Source organism: Aquisphaera insulae (assembly GCF_011064615.1).
Taxonomy (GTDB): domain Bacteria; phylum Planctomycetota; class Planctomycetia; order Isosphaerales; family Isosphaeraceae; genus Aquisphaera; species Aquisphaera insulae.
Map to the genome: position 1 here is coordinate 20,667 of NZ_JAALJH010000086.1, position 18,218 is coordinate 38,884.

Genomic DNA, 18,218 nt, shown 5'->3' on the forward strand with positions numbered 1-18,218 from the left:
CCGGAGGATCTTCCCATGAGTGACGACGCATCGGGCCCGCCGATCGGCCGCCGCGCGATGCTCCGGCGGTCGGCGATGGGGCTGGGGGCGCTCGGCCTGGCCGATCTCCTGATGGGGACGGACGCCCGCGCCGCGGATCCCGCCTCGGCCGCCGACGCCGGGGACCTCGCGCCGAGGCTCCCGCACTTCCCGGCGCGGGCGAAGCGGGTGGTCCACTTCTTCCTCAACGGCGGCCCCAGCCACGTCGACACCTTCGACCCCAAGCCGGCCCTGGCCCGGTACGACGGCCGGCCCATCCCGCTCGAGCTGGCCACCGAACGCAAGACCGGGGCGGCGTTCGCCTCCCCGTTCAAGTTCCGCCGCTACGGCCAGAGCGGGCTCGAGATCTCGGAGCTGTTCGCCCGGACCGCGGAGCACGCCGACGACATCGCGGTGATCCGGTCGATGGTCGCGCAGGTGCCCAACCACGAGCCGTCGCTGATGCTCATGAATTGCGGCGACTCGGTCATGGCGCGGCCGAGCGTCGGGGCCTGGGTGCTCTACGGCCTCGGGACCGAGAACCAGAACCTGCCCGGGTTCGTCGCCATGTGCCCGGGGGGCTACCCGATCAAGGACGCGGAGAACTGGGCCTCCGGATTCCTCCCCGGCGCGTACCAGGGGACGTTCATCGACCCCCAGAACACCGACGTCGAGAAGCTCATCGAGAACATCCGCAGCCCGCACGCCTCGAGGGCGACCCAGCGGCTGCAGCTCGATCTCCTCCGGAGGCTGGGCGCGGAGCATCGCCGCGAGCGGCCCGACCCGAGGCTCGACGCCCGGATCCAGTCGTTCGAGACCGCCTTCCGGATGCAGGTGGAGGCGGCCGACGCGTTCGACGCAAGCCGCGAGCCCGCGGCGATCCGCGAGCTCTACGGCGAGACCGTGCACGGCCGCCAGACGCTGATCGCCCGCCGCCTGCTGGAGCGCGGCGTGCGATACGTCCAGCTCTGGCACGGCGCCGGCCAGCCCTGGGACGACCACGCGAACCTCGCCGCCCATCACCGGACGCTGGCCGCGGAGATCGACCGGCCGATCGCCGCCCTGCTCACCGACCTGAAGCGGCGGGGGATGCTGGAGGACACCCTGGTCCTCTGGGGGGGCGAGTTCGGCCGCACCCCGACCGTGGAGCTCGACGGCAGCGGCAAGTCGGCGCTGGGCCGCGACCACAACCACTACGGCTTCTCGGTCTGGATGGCCGGCGGCGGCGTCAAGGGGGGGGCCGTGCACGGCGCCACCGACGAATTCGGGTTCCGGGCCGTGGAGGATCCGGTCAGCGTCCACGACCTGCACGCGACGATCCTCCACCTCCTGGGCTTCGACCACGAGCGCCTGACCTTCCGCTACGCCGGGCGGGACTTCCGGCTGACCGACGTCCACGGCCGGGTCGTCCGGCCGATCGTCGCCTGATCTCCCACGAAAGGAAGACTGCCACGCCATGACGCGCGTCGTCGCCCGCCCCGATCGGCTCGACCTGGATTCGCCCGGCCGCCGCGACTACTGGGTCGCGCTCGAGCACGACAGCATCTGGGGCGACCACCTCATCCCCCTGACGGTCTGGGTCGGCCCGGAGGCGGCCGAGGGCCGCGGGCTGGTCGCCTTCGGGTCGAACCACGGCAATGAATACGAGGGGCCGATCGCCCTCAAGCACCTGCTGCGGACGATCCGGCTCGAGGATGTCCGCGGGCGGATCATCTTCATCCCGGTGCTCAACCCGTCCGCCTTCCGGTCGGGGACGCGGGAGAGCCGGCTCGACGACGGCGTGAACCTGAACCGCGCGTTCGTCGATGGCGCCGGGGTGACCCCCGCGCTGGCCGGGATCACCCACCGCGTGGCCGCCTTCGTGCGGCAACGGATCTGGCCGCGGGTCCACACGGTGATCGACCTCCACGCCGGCGGCGACGTCGCGCGGTTCGCCCTCTGCGCCAACTATCACCGGGTGGACGACCCGGCGCTGGCCCGCGAGATCGAGGAGACCGCGCGGTGGTTCGGCACCCCCTGCCTGATGGTCTACCAGAACCTCACCCCGGGCCTGCTGCCGAGCGAGGCCGAACGCCTGGTCAAGATCACGGTGGGCACCGAGCTGGGCTGGGGCCGGGCGGTGAACGTGGAGGGCGTCCGGTACGCGAAGCACGGCGTCCTGGCCGCGGCGATCCGCCAGGGGCAGCTCCGGGGCGAGATCGAGCCGATCGGGTATCATCGCGCGGGGACCCAGCGCGTCCTCGAGATGATCGACCGGGACTGCTTCACCGTGGCCCCCTTCGACGGCCACTACGAGCCGCTGGTCGAGTGCGGCACCTCCGTCCGCCGGGGCGAGGCCGTGGGCCTGCTCCACGACTTCGACCACATCGACATGGATCCCTGGCCGGCCGTCGCCGGCGTGGACGGCGTGGTCCTGGCGCAGGCCTGGGCCGCGCCGGTCCCGCGCGGGCAGCACATCGTGGTGGTCGCCCGCGTCGCGTCCTGAACGTACGCCCCGTTGATTCAATCCAATCCGATCCGATCCAGGTCCGCTCAGGAATCATTCATGAAAATCACCGAGATCGTCTGCCAGATCCTCCGGATCAAGAACGTGGAGGCCAAGACGGCGAGCAGCCAGGACTCGGTCCTGGTGCGGGTCCGGACCGACGAGGGGATCGAGGGGATCGGCGAGGCCGATTCCTCGCCGGAGATGGTCAAGGCCGTCATCGACGCCCCGTTCAGCCACAACGTCGCCACCGGCCTGCGCGGCCTGCTCGTCGGCGAGAATCCGCTCGAGACCGACCGGCTCTGGCAGACGATGTACCGCCGGACCATGTACTGCGGACGGCGGTCCACGACCATCACCGCCATGGCCGCGATCGACATGGCGCTCTGGGACATCAAGGGGAAGAAGTACGGCGAGCCGATCCATCGGCTGCTGGGGGGCAAGCGGCACGACCGCTTCCGCGCCTATGCCTCGATCCTCTTCGGCAAGGACGGGAAGCAGACCGCGGACATCGGCCGGCGGTGGATCGACGCCGGCTACACGGCCGTGAAGTTCGGCTGGGAGCCGATGGGCCAGTCCGAGGCCGTCGACCGCGACCTCGTCGCCGGCGCCCGCAAGGGGCTGGGCGACGACGCGACGCTCCTGATCGACGCCGGCTGCGTCTGGGACGCGCGCACGGCGCTCGACCGGGCGAACGCCTTCGCCGAGCAGCGGATCGGCTGGCTCGAGGAGCCGCTCCACCCGGACGACTACGAGGGCTACCGCTGGCTCCGCGACCGCTCGCCGGTGCCGATCGCCTCGGGCGAGGAGGAGTGCGGCCGGCAGTCGTTCCGGCCCTACATCGACGGCCGCTGCCTGGACGTCTACCAGGTCGACCTGTCGCGGAACGGGTTCACCGATTCGGCCTACATCCGCCAGCGGGTGGAGGAGATCGGGGCCCGGCTCTGCAATCACTGCTACACCAGCCCGGTGACCGTGGCCGCGAGCCTCCACTGGCTGGCCACCTGCCGCGACGCCTTCCTGTTCGAGGACTGCGTCGAGGATTCGCCGCTGCGGCACGAGCTGACCCATGAGAAGGTCCAGGCGGTCGACGGCTGGATCGCCGTCCCCGACCGCCCGGGCCTGGGCGTGACCATCGACGAGGACTTCGTCCGCTCCACCCTGGTCAGCGAGTCGAGGTGATGGCGACGGACGCCCCGGAGCCGCCGTCGCCGTCGCCCTCGCCGCCCTCGCCGGCCGCCTCGCGCGAGCCGCTGGTGCTGGCGTTCGTCTGCACCCTGTCCATGATCACCTACCTGGACCGGGCCTGCTTCAGCATGGCGTTGAAGCCGATCTCCGGGGAGCTCGGGCTGGCCGACGCGTCGCAGCTCAAGTGGGCGATCACGGCCTTCGCGATCGCCTACGCGGCCTTCGAGATCCCCGCCGGGGCGATGGGCGACCGCCTGGGTGCGAAGGCCATGCTCGCGCGGATCGTCGTCTGGTGGTCGGCCTGCACGGCGATGACGGGGCTGGTCGGCCTGAGGGTCGGCGGGCTGATGCTGGGCGGGGTCGGCACGCTGATCGTGCTGCGCTTCCTCTTCGGCGCCGGCGAGGCCGGCGCCTATCCGAACATCACCCGGGCCCTGCACGACCGCCTGCCGCCCCGGCGGTGGGAAACGGCCCAGGGCCTGGTGTTCATGTCGGGTCGACTGGCCGGTGGGCTCACGCCGCTGCTCTGGGCCGTGCTCGTGGGGGGGACCGCCTCGTCGCCGGGATGGCCCTCGTGGCGGTGGGCCTTCCTGCTCTTCGGCCTGATCGGCGTCGCCTGGGCCGTCGCCTTCCGCCTCGGCTTCCCCGACCCGCCTGCCGGGGCCATGGGCCGGAGCATGGGACCTCACCATGGTCGCCCCTCGGCCATCCCCTGGAACGCCCTGGCGACGAGCCGGGCGCTCTGGGCCCTCTGCGTCATGTACCTGCTGGTCAACTACGCCTGGGCCTTCAACCTGAGCTACCTGCCGACGTATGTGGAGCAGCGGTTCGGGATCGGGGCGGCGGACCGGATCGGGGCCATCTACAAGGGCGCACCGCTCTGGGTCGGGGCGGCCGGCTGCCTGCTCGGCGGGCCGGCCGTCGGCGGACTGTCCCGGCTCCTGGGCGACCGCCGCCGAGCCCGTCGTCTCCTCGGGGTTTGCTCCCTTTCGATGGGCGCGGCCTGCTGGTGGGGAGCCGCCCGGGCGGGGAACGTCCACGTCTTCTGCGTGCTCGTGTCCCTGGCCGCGTTCGCGATCGACCTGACCCTGGGGGCGAGCTGGGCGTCCTGCCAGGACCTCGGCCGCGACCACGCCGCGCTGACGGCGGCCTGCATGAATACGGTCGGCACGCTGGGCAACGCGCTGGCCGGCTGGCTGACGGGGACCCTGGTGGAGGGCTCGATCGCCGCGCGGGCCGAGGCGCTCCATGTCGCTCCGATCGCGCTCACCGAGGTCGACAAACGGCTCGCCGCCCTCTCCGGCTATGAATCCGCCTTCGGGACCTACGTCGCGGCCTTCGCCCTCGCCGCCGCCTGCTGGCTCCTCGTCGACCCGAGCCGAGGACTGGCGGGTAAGGGCCGCGAGTCGGACGGTGCATGAACCGCGGGGGCCGATCCTCGCGGTTGCTCGATCGACGCCCCCCTCGCCGGCGTCGCTCGCCGTCGGATGAGAGGGGCAATCCCGTCGGGCTCCGATCGATCGGACCGATCAACATTCCTTCCGGATGCACAATCTCGGCGCCTGGCGGGCGAATAACCGATGTTGCGCCGAGTGCGTCGGCGCCCGGAAATCCAGGCGGGGAATCTCATGCGTCACGGCACGACCGCGGACTGGCTCACGCTCCGCGCCCTCTGGCTCGGGATCGCGATCCCGTTCCTCTACTACGGCATCCAGGCGGCGGCCGCGCCGTTCTTCCCGGGGTTCAGCTTCGTGGGGACCACGGCGAGCGAGCTGGGCTCCGACCGCTCGGGTCATCCGGTCATCTTCAACCTGGGGATCATGGTCCAGGGCGTTGCCACCCTCGTCGCCGCGTTCGGCTTCCTCCTGGCCTTCGAGCGGCTCGGCATCAATCGGCTCTTCGCCTGGCCGACCTCGCTGGCCATCGCGATGAACGGCGTCCAGACCTTGTGGGCGGGCTACTTTCCCATGCCGGACCCAAGGCACGGCGGCCACCCCGTTTTCCTCGTCTTCATGCTCGCCCAGCCGATCCTGCTGGCTGTCTCGATGAGGCCCCTCGTTGACTGGCGACTCCGCGCGTATTTCCTCGCCAATCTCGTCCTGCTCGCGGCCATGGTCCCCGTGATGATGCAGTTGACCGGGCTGGATACGCACACTTACCGCGGCCTGATCCAGCGCCTCTTCGCGCTGGCGATCTTCCCGCCAATCGGCGTGGCGGCGTTCGCGCTGGCCCGTCGCGTCAACGCGAGAGCACGTTGAGCGAGGCGGCGGGCGTCATCTCCGCGAATGCGCCGGTGCTGGACCCGATTCCGTCCCTTCGAACGCGGGGGTATCGGATACCACCTTCCCCGCCGCCTCCCCGCCTCCGCGGTCGTGAATCTCGACCTCGACGCGGGGTGCCCCACGTCGAATCGCTCCTCGAATATCGGAAGATTCGGGGAACAAGCTTGCCGCGCCGCCCCTCTAATTGGGTCAGAATGCTCACGGATACCGAGACCGGTTCCGGGAGGCTAACCGGGCGGGGGACCGGCTCGACGCCGAGGCGGCGTTCGAGGCGATCGTGGAGCGTCATGGGCCGCTGGTCTGGTGCGTCTGCCGGTCGACGGTCTCGAACCCGCACGACGCCGAGGATGCCTTCCAGGCGACGTTCATGGTCCTGGTCCGCAAGATCGGCTCGTTGCGCCTCCGGGTGACGCTTGGCGCATGGCTTCACACCATCGCCCGGCGGATTGCCCTGGCGACGCGGGCGGCGGCGGCCAGGCGTCGCGAGATTGAGCGCGCCAGCTCGATCCCATCGCGCGAGTCCGGTGCTCCCCAGGGCTACCGCACTCTCGGTGTAGACATTCAATGGATGAAGAGACTGAGATGTGACGAAATGACGTATGAATTGACGTCAGACTCCCGAAGACTCCGAATGTGGACCTTCCGGATCTCCCACTTTCGAGATGCTTCCTCGAGTGGAAAGACCTCGGCCTCGTCCCCGCCCTCCGACATGGCGGCGGGCCCCGTCATCCGCTACCCTGGGCCGTGGGATCGTCGCGACGTGTTGCGTAATCACCCGGCTCGTCCCGGTAGGGATTCGTGCCTCGGAGTCGAAGATGACGCGGACGCTGCTCACGTTGCTGGTAATGGGCGTGATCGGGGTGCCTGTCTCTGGTGCCGATGACGACCCGCTGCCTCCCATCCTGGATGCCTCGGCGTTGCCGACCGCCCAGGAAGCGGACCTCTTCCCGCTCCAGGGCGGAAGCCATCCCCGGTTCGTGGTCTCCGCGGACGGCGGCCACTCGATCGACCTGGGCGACCGTCGCGTGCTCTGGCTCTTCGGCGACACGGTCGTGGGCCATTCCCCGGACAGGGCGGACGTCCTCCGGTTCAAGGAGGAGTTGGCGGACGGGCAGGTCGGCCGCTGCAATACCGCCGCCCTCATGACCCTTCCGGCGAAGGATCGAGCCTTCGAGCTGAGTTACTGGGCCCCCGCCAAAGGGTTGAAGAATCATCTCCCGGTCGCCGGCCAGGCCATCCCGTTCGTCGAGGGCGAGTCGTTCGACGCCGGGGATCGGATCTGGCCCGTCGGCGGCCTGCGGGCCGGTGACTGGGTCTACGTCTTCATCATGCTGACCAACGCGGCCAAACCCGAGGCCCCCACCCGATACTCCCTGGCCCGCTCGCCCGCGACGGACCCGCTCCGGTTCCAGCGCCTCTCGGCTCGGGACGGTCGCCCCCTCGTGCTCCCCTTTCCTGCCAGGGTCGGCGGGGCCATCAGCCTTGGCCCGCTGGAGATCGGCCGGTCCCCGTGGATCGAGGGAGCGTACCTCTACAGTTTCGCGACCTACGCGGTCCGCCGGACGCAGCGGCGTGGCCTGCCCGGCGAACGCACCTTCGGGATGGGCTGGGCGACCAGCCTGGTCCGTGTCCCGATGACGAGACTCGACGAGCCCGATGCCTGGGAAGTCGCCTATGGCCAGGGCCGATGGGGTAAGGTCCGGGAATCGGCCCGCTCCTTCTTCGAGCTGCAAGGCCACGCCGTCTCGGTGCATCGGAACGAGTGCCTGGGCAAGTGGGTCGCCGCCTATGCCCCGCTCGCCGTCCCCACCATCAACGACGAACTGGAGGTGGTGGCCCGGGTCGCGGATTCGCCCGAGGGCCCCTGGTCGAATGCCGTGGAGATCTTCCGCGCCCCCGCCGCTCCGAAGGCCGGCCACACGCCCCTCTTCGGTGAACAGCCCGCCAGCAATATTTACGTCGCGGAGCTTCATCCGTGGTCGAGCCCCGATGGCGGCCGCACCATGCTCCTGACCTTCAACGACGCCAGACGGGGCCGGGTCCACGCCGCTCGCGTTGACCTGAGCCGCCTTCGCATCAAGGCCGGTCGATGACGGTAGCCCGGGTCATGGATGCCACCTAGAAAGCGGGCCCGCGGGCAAACTCTCGTTTTGAGGACGCATCATCGCATGATTCTTGATTCGAACGCGTCTTCGCCAAGCTCGACCCGACCGCCTTTGGGGTGGCGGCGATCCCCGGACTGCTCCGCACGCTCGACCTGGCCGGGGCCTTGGTGACGATCGACGCCGCGAGGACCGTAGCCGGATCCGAGCGGAGCACGCCGGCGCAAACCTGACGCTGATCCGCCGCGTGGCCGGCTCGCTGGTGCGGCGAGGCCCGGGGAAAGGTAGCGGCGTGACGAAGCGTCTCAAGGCCGGTTGGGATGACAACTACAGCTATCGCAAATCATCCTTGGCACACCTGGACCTATGGCGCGGTAGCCCTGCGGTGCTGACCGACTCGAGCCCATGAACTCGGCGACGAGTGCCGCGATCCGGTCCGCGGCCGTGTCGAGGGCGAAGTGGCCTCCATCGAGCACGTGAACCGCGGCGCCGGGGACATCGCGGCGATAGGCTTCGGGCTCCTCGATCGTGAAAGACCGATCATATTTCCCCCAGAGGACGAGCAGCCGCGGCCGGGTCTCGCGGAGCCAGGCCTGCCACTTCGGGTAGGAGGCGACGTTGGACCGGTAGTCGTAGAAGAGGTCGGCCTGAATCTGCGCCTGCCCGGGCTTCGTCAGGAACGCATACTCGTCGGTCCAGAGATCGGGATCATATCGCTCCGGGTTCGGGTCGCCGCCGACGTGTCGCGTCCGGGCCGCCTCCAGCGAGAGGAGGTTCGCGCGCAGGGCCGCCTCGTGGGCGGCCCGGTCGGCCCAGTAGGCGCGACGGGTCGCCCAGGCCGGGCCCAGGCCGACGTCGTGGGCCACGGCGTTCTGGATGATCAGCCCGCGGACCCGCTCCGGGTGGGCCATCGCCAGCCGGAACCCGACCGGGCCGCCGTAGTCCTGCATGTAGAGGCCATAGCGCGGGATTCCGACCGCCGCGGTGAAGTGGTCGATGATCCTCGCGAGGTTGTCGAAGGTGTAGGCGAACTTCCCGGGGTCGGGCCAATCGCTGTGGCCGAATCCCGGATAGTCCGGCGCGACGAGGTGGAATCGGTCGGAGAGGCGTGCGAGCAGCGGCTCGAACATCCGCGACGAGGACGGCAGGCCGTGGAGCAGGAGGATGGTCGGGGCGTCCCTGGGGCCGGCTTCCCGGTAGAAGATGTTCAGGCCATCGACCCGGACCGTTCGATAGAGGACGCCCGTTCGCGTCGGTTCCTCGGCGGATACCGTCCCCATCAGGACGCCGCCCAGGGCGAAGGCCATGCGGAGGGCGTGAGTGCCATTTCTTCGTGAAATCATGATGCGTCAAGTTGTAGGATGACCTGGACGGAATGGGAGCCGCCTCGAAGTGTATCCGCGGAGACGGCCCGTTTCGACGGTGATCAGGGAGGCAGGGCCATCCACTCGCGAGAGCTCGGACCGATGACGAGCGACCCACCGGAGGTCTCCCTGAAGACGCGCTGGCTGCTCTACGCGGGGGCCTGGATGGCCGCATACCTGGGCCGGCTCTTCATCCCTCCGCTCCTCGCCGGCACGGTCCCCGGCAGGGACGCCGTCCTCATCTACACGATGTTCTCGTGGATGTTCCCGGCCGGCCTGATCGCATGGTTCGACTCCGGCAGCCCCGACAGGCCGGGGAACATCATGTGGATCGTCCTGATCTGGATCGCCTACCTGGTCCACGGGATTTTCACCCTGAGAGCCCGCACCCGGATGGGGTTCTATGGGCTCCTCCTGATCCTGGCGATCGTCCTGGTCATCAACGTGGCCGGCTGCGAACGGATCCATCTCAACGCGCGCTCGTTCGGCTAGCATCGATCCCGACGCCCTTTGCCCTGGTCGAGCATGCGACGAGGCGTCGGATCGCTGGGGCGCCGGCGTCGCGGCCGCCAGGCGGTGTGGCCTTGCCTCTTTACCGAGATGGCGGCGGATCGCAGAATGATCTCCGCGATGCCCCTGCCGTTCGGGGACCGCCGAGGCCGGCCCGGTCTCGTTCGACCCCGGATTCCGGCATCCTCGAGGATCATCCGCCCGGAGGTTTCCATTCGTGGGGCACGACATGTCGAACGCCGATGCCCGTGGGGGGATGCGTGAAGAGGGGTACGTCCGCGAGTTCGACTCGCGGGGCGAGGATTACCACCGCGCCTTCGCGGTATTCCTGGCTCATACCGATCAGAAGACCCGGCTGAAGGGATGGATCGACGAGGCCGTCGCGGGCTTGCCCCGGCGGGCCACGTTCATCGACGCCGGTGCCGGGACGGGGCAGGTGACGGCCTGGTACGTCGACGCGTTCGATTCGACGATCGCGATCGAGCCCAATCCCTCGCTCCGCGACGAGCTGGCGCGGGCCTGCCCCACGGCCGAGGTCCTTTCGACCGGCCTGATCGAGGCCGCCCCGTCGCGCGCCGCGGACCTGGTGCTCTGCTCGCACGTCTTCTATTACGTCGACCGGGACGCATGGCTCGCGAACCTGGAGGCGCTCGCCTCGTGGGTGGGCGAGGGGGGGATGCTCGCCCTGATCCTCCAGGATCCCGGCACCGATTGCATGCGAATGCTCCGCCACTTCACCGGCCGATCGTTCGACCTGGAGGGGCTCCGCCGCGAGTTCGACGCCCGGCAGGGTGCCCGGTTCGAGAGCCGGATCGAGACCGTCCCGGCGACCATCGTCGCCGCCGATCCCGGGGATGCTCTCACGATCGCCGAATTCGTCCTGAACGTCCTGCCGATCCCCACGCCGATCGACCGGGCCGACGTCGTTCGCTACCTCGACGATCACGCGCGGGGGGCCGACGGCGTCTATCGGCTCTCCTGCACCCAGGAGATCCTGATCGTCCGGCCCCGGACCGGATGAGATGGTCGTCGCCGTCATCGTCACCGTGACGTCGCTTCCCGAGGGCCTCGGTCGTCAGCGGCGTAGCCTCTGGGACAGGTCCCTGGCGTCGGCGTAGTCGGGGGCGAGACGGAGGGCCTTCTCGGCGGCGGCGATGGCCTCGGGCTTCTTCTGGGCGGCCTCGAACGCGAGGGCGAGCTGGTAGTGGACCTCCGGCCGGTCGGGCAAGAGGGTCGTCGCGGCCCGCAGGTCGGCGAGGGCCTCGGCGTTGTGGCGGAGGATCAGGTGGGCCTGGCCGCGGAGCAGATGGGCCTCGCCGCTGGCCGGGGCGAGCTCCACCGCCTGGTCGAGCCGGGCGAGCGCCTGGTCGGGCTGGTCGCGGGCGAGCTGGATCGCGCCGATCCGCCGGCTGGCCTCGGCCTGAAGGGGGTTCAGCTCGATCGTCCGGAAATAGCCGGCGAGCGCCTCGTCGGTCCGGCCGATCGACTCCAGGATGCTCGCCGAGGCGAATCGCGCCTCGGCGTCGTGGGGCTCGATCTCGATCGCCGTGTCGAGCCGCTTGAGGGCCGAGGCCGTGTCGCCCCGCGCGGCCTCGATCGTCCCCAGGCCGACCAGGGCGGTGACATAGTCCGGATCGAGCTCGAGCGCCCGGCGAAAGCACGCCTCGGCCTCGCCGAGCCTTCCCTGGAGCTGGAGGACCTTCCCCAGCCGCTGCTGGGCCTCGGACGAGGCGGGCGTGATCGCCACGAGCTGGAGCAAGGCGAGCCTGGCCTGCTCCAGGTCCTGGCGATCGAGGGCCGCCTGCGCCTGCTCGCCGATCGCCTGGACTCGCGCGGCCTGCTCGGCCGTGAGCGGCGCGCCCGCCGCTCCCTTGCGCGCGCCCGCCCAACTGCATCCGGCGGACGCCGCAAGCAGGGCAAGACAGGTGCACCAGGCGGCGGTCGAGGCCCCGCGCCACATGCGAGTTTCTCCCTCCCCGGGGCGGGCGAATCCTTGGGATTTTAAAGGACTTGCGACGAGATGGCCGAGAAATGCCCGGGCCTCACGTGGCCGGGCGTCCCGTTCTCGATTCGAACGAGTCCGCGTTCGGCGTTGAGGACCATCCGGGGCAACTTATGCCGTAACACCAGGCCGGTCAATGCCGACTGGTGCGGATCGCATGTTCCTGGAAAGGCCTCCGGCGTGCCCTTTGCCGTCGGCCCGGACAGGGCAAGGAAAATCGCCGGACATGTCGCACAGGATCACCTCCCGCGGCGATTCCTGGAGTCTTTGTCCGGTCCCGGGCCGGTGGCGCGTTCTACACCATGGCGGAGAGAGGATCATCGGCGGACCGGCAGCGGAGGAGTGACATGCGGATCGCAGGAATTCGATGCGCGGCGGCGATCACGGGCCTGTTCCTGGCGACGATGCCGGCGCCCTCGGCCAGCGCGGGCATCACGGGGGCGGATGTCTTCGGCAACGCGGTGTACGCCCAGACCTCGGCCTCCGGGGCCCCCGATCTCAAGGGGTACTTCTTTTCGTCGCGGATCTTCTACAGCGATCCCGCCGACGTTTCGTCCGCCAACGGGACGAGTAGCGGACTTCCCTTCGATTACGGCATCCAGCCGGGCAACATCGCAGGCTACGCGACGCCGTTCATCACCCAGCCCGAGCTCGCCGGCTATCTGTCGCCGGGAGGCATGTTCAGTGCCGAGATCACCGGCGGCAACCTGGCCGGCACCACCCTGGCCGCCGGGCCCTACGGGCCGGATCTCTATTCGGCGGTGCCGATCCTGGCCGCCAGCAGCTATGACGCGCTGCAGGGCCTGGACGCCTCCAAGGGTACGAGCCTGATGTTCAACGGCTTCACGGCCGATCCGAACGCCTCGTCGGCCGCCGCATTCGTGACGATCTTCCGGGCCAGCGACAATGCGGTGGTCTACTCGCAGGACTTCCTCCCCCCCGGGACGACGAGCGTGAGCGTCGCGGGCGGCATCCTCGATGCGGACACGGCTTACGTCCTGGAGATCGACTATAGCAATCGGCTGGCCATGGACCTCACCGTGAACGGCGATACGCTGGCGGATTCGTTCACGACCGGCTATGACGTGCGTACCGAGGTCGCATTCACCACCGCCGCGATCCCCGAGCCATCCGGGCTGATCCTGGGCGGCCTGGCGGCAGCCGGTCTGGCCGGCTTCGCGCGGTTTCGGGCGCGGACGCGGTCCTAAGTCCACCGGCGATCGGCCTCCCACTCCTCCGTCCTTCGAGACTCGGCCGGTCTTGTGGCCGCACCCTGGCCCGGAGACAATGGGTCGTACCCCGAAGATGCGGGGGGAGTGACGAGGACGAAAGGCGACCGATGCTCATCAGCGACAAGCTTGCCGAGGCGTTCAACCAGCAGATTGGCAATGAACTGGCGAACTACCTCCAGTATCTGGCCATCTCAAACTACTTTGAAAAGGAATCCCTATTCGCCCTCGCCCGGCTCTATTCGAAGCAGGCCGATGAAGAGCGCGACCACGCGATGAAGTTCAACAAGTTCCTCCTCGATGCCGGCCGCAGCCCGATCCTGCCGGCGATCCGAGAGCCGAGGAACGAGTTCGGCTCGGCCCTCGAGGCCGCCCAGGTCGCGCTCGACTCGGAGGTGGCCACCACCCGCCAGATCTACGACCTGGTCGCGCTGGCGACCGAGGGCCGCGAGTACATCCCCCTGAACTTCCTCCAGTGGTTCCTCAGCGAGCAGCTCGAGGAGGTTGCCAGCGCCGAGAGCCGGCTGGCGATCGTCCGCCGCGCCGGCCCGAGCGTCCTGATGGTCGAGGCCTACCTCGTCCACGAGACGTCCTGAACGAGGCCGCCCCGGGCTTGCCGCCGGGGCGGTTCATCCCCGGCCCCTCTCAGTTCGTCGTGTCGTTCGTGAACGAGAGCGGGCCGATCTGCCGCAGGTTGGGATTCAGCGTGACGCCGCCGCGGGTGCCGTAGTCGCGGTTGCTGGTCGAGACCAGGCTCACGTTCGTCCGCTTGGACATGGGCGTCTTCACGTGGCCGATCGGCTGGGCCACGATGACGCTGTTGGACAGCGACCCGGTCCGGACCAGGTTGAGGTAGCCGGTGTCGTTGAGCACCAGGCCGTTGGCCGTCAGGCCGCGGAGCGACTGGATGTTCCCCTGGACGTCGATCAGCGCCGGGCCGGTGCCCGCCGCGGCGTTGCCGTTGATGTCCGGGCGGAACGACTCGCTCAGGTCGGTGATCGGGCCGGGGGCGTTCAGCGCGATGGTCGCGTAGGTATTCAGGGACTGCGGGCCGAGCACCCGGATCGTGTTCGTCGCCTGGCCCGAGCCGTTGGTGCCGATCGAGTTCGACGCCAGGTAGGCGTCGATCGACCCCACGGACACGCCGATATCCTGCGGGTTATTGTTCGGATCCACGGGGACGTACGACCCGCCGGACTTGATCGCGGTCTGCGAGGCCGAGCTGAAGACCCGCCTGAGCGTCAGTCCGCCGGACGCGTTCGGGATCGCCGCCGAGGTGTTGACCGTCAGCTCGCCGAGCTGGGTCACCGTCGGCGTGAGGGTATTGAACGTGGCGGCGATCGTGGAATAGACCTGGTTGGAGCCCGGGATGCCGGTGAGGCCGCCGACGAAGCTGACGCCGGCCTGCGGCGTGTAGTTGGATGGGCTGCCCGCCGGCAGGACCGCCGTGCCGGCCGCCAGGCTGGCGGCCACGTCGATCATCTGGAGCTGATTGGTCTGGGTGTTGCCCATCACCGAGACCGTGTCGGTGGAGCCCAGCATGTCCATGCCGGCCGGCGTGGCGAACGAGCCGACCAGGGCCCCGGACGTGGCGTTGTAGACCGTGATCGTCGAGCCCGTGCCCACCATCAGCACGAGCTGGCTGCCGTTGCGGCCCACCGAGAGCGCGACCGGGTTCGTCGAGCCGGCCGCCTGGACCTGGATGGGGGCGAAGCTCGTGTCCACCGCCCCGGTGTTCTGGTTCAGGTCGAGGCTGAATCGGAGGACCTGCCCGGTGGCCGAGTCATATCCGAAGATCCTCGAATCCGTCTGGAGGTCCGGGAGGGTCGTCATGTTGCCGTTGATGTGGCTGATCTTGAGGATCACGCCCGGCGGCGCGGGGGGCGGGCTCGGGCTCCCCGGATCGCTCTGGAGCAGGATGTTGCCGGCCGACACGAACTCGCCGTTGATGCCGGCGAGGCTCTGGACCAGGAAGAGGTCGCTGACGACGTTCGTCGAGGTGCCGCTGGTGCTGGTGCTCGTGGTGGTGCCGCTGGTGGCGCCCGCGGTGACGTCCGAGGGGAGCTCGCGGAGCTGGATCTGGGTGGCCGGGCCCACGGAGTTGAGCGCCAGGGTGTTGATCCCCTCGGTCACGTTGATCCGGCCGCCGGCGATCAGGTTGAACGACGGCAGGTTGATCATCTTGATCACGCTGCCGCCGATGCCGCTGAGGCTCCCCCCCGCGCCGTTGACGTACAGGTCGCGGTGGTAGATGCTCGCGAGGTCCGCCTGGCCGGTGCCGCCGTGGAGGCTCGACATGATCTTGCTGTAGGAGTTCGTCTTGCTGAACAGCAGGTGGAGCGCGCCCGAGGAATCGACCGTGGTCCCCTCCAGGCTCCCCTTGCCCACGACCTGGATCAGGACGTTGGTCCCTTGCGGCGTCCGATATCGGAACGTCTGGAAGTTCTTCGAGAAGACGCCCCCGGCCGATGCCGCGTCGGCGACGGCCGAGAGCCCCGACGACGCGGTGCTGAGGACCCAGCGATCCTCGAGCCCTTCCAGCATCGGCCGGACCTTCCGCTTCGACATCCCGGGCCCGTTCGACGGTGAAAGCCCCATCGCGATCCTCCTGACCGACACCATCGCACGCCCTCGCCGCCCATGAGCGAACGTGCCTTCCCCATCATTGCGGCCCGCCGCCGCATCTTCCGTTGCTAATCTTTTCGGCAATCCGCCCGCCCGGCATAACCCGGGCTTGCGGCAAGGGAGGTAAGAGCCTTGCGAAGCCATCTGGGCTGCCGGGTGAGTTTGGGTGTTTGGGGAAATTAATGAGAATAGATTAAAGTATGTCCGGGATTTGAGAGCTTCGGATCATGACAGGAGAAGGGTCTTGGTCTACGATGGTGCGAGGTTATTTCGTTGAGGATGGGATTGTCTTGCAGCCCGTGTTCGGTGTGGTAAATCCCTTGCGGAGGCGGAGATGGCTCGTCAACGCTACGCCCCGGCAACCGTCGCAGTGAAGGTGGACGACGATCCGGATGTCGAAGGAACACTTCGTTTTACGTTCACGCCGGGGGCTGATGGGCCGCTGCAGTCAGTTGGAGAATCGCTCTTTCCGGCGACTCGCTATGTCGCATCCGTCCGCGGCACCGGGGACTTGGTGGAGATACACTGGCTCCGGGCTCCGGAACGGGAAACCGTCCGGGGGGAGCTCGAATCGCTCGCCCGTCGTCGCGTTCAGGAGCGGACTGAGTGGCTGGGCCGACTCCGCGATCTGGTGACCACAGTCAAGGGCTGGGCCGATGAACTCGACTGGGCTGCGAAGGTTGTTGACAAGCGCATGGAGGATGCCGAGATCGGCGGATACCGTGCTCCCAGTCTCTTGCTTCAGAGGGAATCGGTCCGTCTTTACCTGGAGCCGATCGGCCGATCGGCCCCGGGCATTGAAGGTGTCGTGGACCTCTGCCTGATGCCCTCGTATGACGACGTCGCCCGGCTCACGAACGAGGGAGATCGTTGGAAGGTGCGATATGTCTTCGACGACGTGGTTCCAGGTAACGGTCGAGCCGATCGAGTCAGGCCCTTGACGAAGGCGACGATCCGCCGGGTTTTCGACGCGATGCAGATTCATGCCGGATGAGGCATTTCGCTGGATGAGACGGATCAAGGACGTCGAACGCGAGTGTCAGACGATCCGATGGGGCACGGATCGCCTCCTTTCTGCGGTCAGCGACGATCCCTCGCTCCTTCGAGGTCATATCAAGCAGCGGGACATCCGGGCAGCGTCGGCGAACCTGGAAGGGACGTTTCTCGTGCGGATCTTCTCCGAATTCGAGACGGCCCTCCAGCAGTTCATCCGGGACTCCCGGCTCCGCCGGCCCCGCACTGCCGAGTCCATGGTCAACCGTGTGCGGGCCGAGGGATCCATCCCGCTGGCCGAAACAGATGCCGTCCACCGCGTCCGTGAATACCGCAATACCCTGGTTCACCAGCGCGCGAACCCGGCGCCGGCCGTCACGATCCGTCAGGCGACCAGCGCCTTGTGTACGTTTCTCAGCCGCGTTCAGGGGATCTGGTGAATGAAGGGCTGGGCCCTCACCCTCGTCCTTCATCGAATTCGCACGGCGGGACGCAACAGGCCATAGCCTTTGCCCATAACAACTCGATCCGACTGGAAGATCGCACGGAGACCAAGTTGTTTGAGTCTTCGAGGGTAGGTACGCTGGGCCTCGATTTCCTTGGGACCGTCAATGGCGGCCACGTGACCAAATCCACTGTAATGAGAATTGGTAATAAGATTATCAATGACACCGTTGAAACTCTCAAATCGCTGGAGTATCTCCCGAACCCGTTCGGCGTCCTGGATCCCCGGCACGCCACGTGGCAGGCGACGATTACACACGAATACATCGGCGAAAATGACCAGGCGTTGCAATGGATGATCCGACGCGCGCGACAGGCCAATGTGCCGATGAAGAAGTAGATCGTCGCGGCCGGCAGGCGGGGCGAACGTCCGGCGATCCGGCCCATCTGACGGGTCGCCCGCTGATATACTCAACCACGAACGGCTGGAAGCTGGTAGGTTCGAGGACATCGTGAACTCGGGACTGAAGTCCTCCGCTCACGATGAAATCAACACGGAGTCATCGCCACCGACGCTCTCGCAAAACAGGGTAAAACCTGAAGAAGTCGCCTGAAGGCGAGGGTTTCTATCCCATCGCCAGGACAATCAACAAGAAAGAGTGCGCTGGCCCTGATTGGTCTTGAAGGCCATGTCCTCCAGGAGATTGCGATGCGGTATCAGGTCCGATCAATTCCAAAACTCATCACATCATCTCTCTTCCTTCTTATTGCATCCGGGGCGGGGTCTGCCGTCGTGCAGGAACCGGGCGGTCCTGCACGCAACGCGGCCCCGGAGAAGCCGAAGGGCGGCCTCGAAGCCGTCGACAGGCAGAAGGTGTCGACAGGACTGGGGCGGTCTGAACAGGCGTTGTGGCGCATCCGGAATCGCGCGGTCAACGATCACGATCTCAGGAATCTGGCAGTAGGCCCGATCTAC

At 68.2% G+C, this 18,218-nt stretch carries 18 protein-coding genes; 15 read left to right on the top strand and 3 right to left on the bottom strand.

Features of this window, described 5'->3' with window-relative positions; translation table 11 throughout:
• Window positions 1-15 precede the first annotated feature (15 nt).
• From G6O54_RS30085 to G6O54_RS30115, 7 genes are all read left to right on the top strand, one after another.
• On the top strand, window positions 16-1,446 hold the full coding sequence (locus G6O54_RS30085) for a DUF1501 domain-containing protein (protein ID WP_165232095.1): 1,431 nt from the start codon (window positions 16-18) through the stop codon (window positions 1,444-1,446).
• Window positions 1,447-1,474: 28 nt separating this feature from the next.
• Entirely contained in the window at window positions 1,475-2,503 is a 1,029-nt protein-coding gene (locus G6O54_RS30090; RefSeq protein ID WP_165232098.1) for a M14 family metallopeptidase, read from the top strand.
• A gap of 60 nt (window positions 2,504-2,563) precedes the next feature.
• Complete coding sequence (locus G6O54_RS30095; protein WP_165232101.1) at window positions 2,564-3,685, top strand: mandelate racemase/muconate lactonizing enzyme family protein; 1,122 nt, start codon at window positions 2,564-2,566, stop codon at window positions 3,683-3,685.
• Window positions 3,685-5,112 (top strand): MFS transporter, encoded by a 1,428-nt coding sequence (locus G6O54_RS30100; protein WP_165232104.1) that lies wholly within the window; start codon window positions 3,685-3,687, stop codon window positions 5,110-5,112. Before G6O54_RS30095 ends, G6O54_RS30100 begins: the two co-directional genes overlap by 1 nt.
• 207 nt (window positions 5,113-5,319) lie before the next feature.
• A complete protein-coding gene (locus G6O54_RS30105) occupies window positions 5,320-5,949 on the top strand; it encodes a DUF998 domain-containing protein (protein WP_165232107.1) in 630 nt (209 codons plus the stop codon).
• A gap of 301 nt (window positions 5,950-6,250) precedes the next feature.
• Window positions 6,251-6,856 (top strand): RNA polymerase sigma factor, encoded by a 606-nt coding sequence (locus G6O54_RS30110; RefSeq protein WP_250847158.1) that lies wholly within the window; start codon window positions 6,251-6,253, stop codon window positions 6,854-6,856.
• A complete protein-coding gene (locus G6O54_RS30115; RefSeq protein WP_165232113.1) occupies window positions 6,789-8,066 on the top strand; it encodes a DUF4185 domain-containing protein in 1,278 nt (425 codons plus the stop codon). Before G6O54_RS30110 ends, G6O54_RS30115 begins: the two co-directional genes overlap by 68 nt.
• Window positions 8,067-8,380: 314 nt before the next feature.
• Here the strand turns inward: G6O54_RS30115 and G6O54_RS30120 are convergent, their stop codons facing one another.
• Window positions 8,381-9,355, bottom strand: coding sequence for an alpha/beta fold hydrolase (locus G6O54_RS30120; RefSeq protein WP_205679086.1), 975 nt, complete (start codon window positions 9,353-9,355; stop codon window positions 8,381-8,383).
• 186 nt (window positions 9,356-9,541) lie between these two features.
• On the opposite strand from G6O54_RS30120, the gene G6O54_RS30125 reads away from it, so the two are divergent.
• Window positions 9,542-9,931, top strand: a complete 390-nt coding sequence (locus G6O54_RS30125) for a hypothetical protein (RefSeq protein WP_165232116.1) — start codon at window positions 9,542-9,544, stop codon at window positions 9,929-9,931.
• A 247-nt stretch (window positions 9,932-10,178) separates the two neighbouring features.
• Window positions 10,179-10,970 carry a methyltransferase domain-containing protein gene (locus tag G6O54_RS30130; protein ID WP_165232118.1) on the top strand — a complete coding sequence of 264 codons (792 nt, stop codon included), beginning with the start codon at window positions 10,179-10,181 and terminating at the stop codon, window positions 10,968-10,970.
• Between the two features lie 54 nt (window positions 10,971-11,024).
• On the opposite strand, the gene G6O54_RS30135 is transcribed toward G6O54_RS30130, so the two are convergent.
• Window positions 11,025-11,909 (bottom strand): tetratricopeptide repeat protein, encoded by an 885-nt coding sequence (locus tag G6O54_RS30135; RefSeq protein ID WP_165232121.1) that lies wholly within the window; start codon window positions 11,907-11,909, stop codon window positions 11,025-11,027.
• A gap of 389 nt (window positions 11,910-12,298) precedes the next feature.
• Between G6O54_RS30135 and G6O54_RS30140 the strand changes: the two genes are divergently transcribed.
• Both G6O54_RS30140 and G6O54_RS30145 read left to right on the top strand, forming a co-directional pair.
• Window positions 12,299-13,159 (top strand): hypothetical protein, encoded by an 861-nt coding sequence (locus tag G6O54_RS30140; protein ID WP_165232124.1) that lies wholly within the window; start codon window positions 12,299-12,301, stop codon window positions 13,157-13,159.
• Window positions 13,160-13,290: 131 nt separating this feature from the next.
• Window positions 13,291-13,776, top strand: coding sequence for a ferritin (locus G6O54_RS30145; RefSeq protein WP_165232127.1), 486 nt, complete (start codon window positions 13,291-13,293; stop codon window positions 13,774-13,776).
• Between the two features lie 49 nt (window positions 13,777-13,825).
• On the opposite strand, the gene G6O54_RS30150 is transcribed toward G6O54_RS30145, so the two are convergent.
• Complete coding sequence (locus G6O54_RS30150; RefSeq protein ID WP_165232130.1) at window positions 13,826-15,778, bottom strand: autotransporter outer membrane beta-barrel domain-containing protein; 1,953 nt, start codon at window positions 15,776-15,778, stop codon at window positions 13,826-13,828.
• A 361-nt stretch (window positions 15,779-16,139) separates the two neighbouring features.
• Between G6O54_RS30150 and G6O54_RS30155 the strand changes: the two genes are divergently transcribed.
• The 4 genes from G6O54_RS30155 to G6O54_RS37475 form a co-directional block, all read left to right on the top strand.
• Window positions 16,140-16,799, top strand: a complete 660-nt coding sequence (locus tag G6O54_RS30155; protein ID WP_165232133.1) for a hypothetical protein — start codon at window positions 16,140-16,142, stop codon at window positions 16,797-16,799.
• A 13-nt stretch (window positions 16,800-16,812) separates the two neighbouring features.
• Window positions 16,813-17,238 carry a hypothetical protein gene (locus tag G6O54_RS30160; protein ID WP_165232136.1) on the top strand — a complete coding sequence of 142 codons (426 nt, stop codon included), beginning with the start codon at window positions 16,813-16,815 and terminating at the stop codon, window positions 17,236-17,238.
• Window positions 17,235-17,642, top strand: a complete 408-nt coding sequence (locus G6O54_RS30165; protein ID WP_165232139.1) for a hypothetical protein — start codon at window positions 17,235-17,237, stop codon at window positions 17,640-17,642. The genes G6O54_RS30160 and G6O54_RS30165 overlap by 4 nt, the downstream gene beginning before the upstream one ends.
• 309 nt (window positions 17,643-17,951) lie before the next feature.
• A partial coding sequence (locus G6O54_RS37475; RefSeq protein WP_205679085.1) for a hypothetical protein occupies window positions 17,952-18,218 on the top strand: 267 nt, incomplete at its 3' end.

Bases quoted from the DNA above. Each gene is read 5' to 3' on its own strand.
- G6O54_RS30085 (WP_165232095.1), top strand. From the start codon at position 16: ATGAGTGACGACGCATCGGGCCCGCCGATCGGCCGCCGCGCGATGCTC.
- G6O54_RS30090 (WP_165232098.1), top strand. From the start codon at position 1,475: ATGACGCGCGTCGTCGCCCGCCCCGATCGGCTCGACCTGGATTCGCCC.
- G6O54_RS30095 (WP_165232101.1), top strand. From the start codon at position 2,564: ATGAAAATCACCGAGATCGTCTGCCAGATCCTCCGGATCAAGAACGTG.
- G6O54_RS30100 (WP_165232104.1), top strand. From the start codon at position 3,685: ATGGCGACGGACGCCCCGGAGCCGCCGTCGCCGTCGCCCTCGCCGCCC.
- G6O54_RS30105 (WP_165232107.1), top strand. From the start codon at position 5,320: ATGCGTCACGGCACGACCGCGGACTGGCTCACGCTCCGCGCCCTCTGG.
- G6O54_RS30115 (WP_165232113.1), top strand. From the start codon at position 6,789: ATGACGCGGACGCTGCTCACGTTGCTGGTAATGGGCGTGATCGGGGTG.
- G6O54_RS30120 (WP_205679086.1), bottom strand. From the start codon at position 9,355: ATGGGGACGGTATCCGCCGAGGAACCGACGCGAACGGGCGTCCTCTAT.
- G6O54_RS30125 (WP_165232116.1), top strand. From the start codon at position 9,542: ATGACGAGCGACCCACCGGAGGTCTCCCTGAAGACGCGCTGGCTGCTC.
- G6O54_RS30130 (WP_165232118.1), top strand. From the start codon at position 10,179: ATGTCGAACGCCGATGCCCGTGGGGGGATGCGTGAAGAGGGGTACGTC.
- G6O54_RS30135 (WP_165232121.1), bottom strand. From the start codon at position 11,909: ATGTGGCGCGGGGCCTCGACCGCCGCCTGGTGCACCTGTCTTGCCCTG.
- G6O54_RS30140 (WP_165232124.1), top strand. From the start codon at position 12,299: ATGCGGATCGCAGGAATTCGATGCGCGGCGGCGATCACGGGCCTGTTC.
- G6O54_RS30145 (WP_165232127.1), top strand. From the start codon at position 13,291: ATGCTCATCAGCGACAAGCTTGCCGAGGCGTTCAACCAGCAGATTGGC.
- G6O54_RS30150 (WP_165232130.1), bottom strand. From the start codon at position 15,778: ATGGGGCTTTCACCGTCGAACGGGCCCGGGATGTCGAAGCGGAAGGTC.
- G6O54_RS30155 (WP_165232133.1), top strand. From the start codon at position 16,140: ATGGCTCGTCAACGCTACGCCCCGGCAACCGTCGCAGTGAAGGTGGAC.
- G6O54_RS30160 (WP_165232136.1), top strand. From the start codon at position 16,813: ATGAGACGGATCAAGGACGTCGAACGCGAGTGTCAGACGATCCGATGG.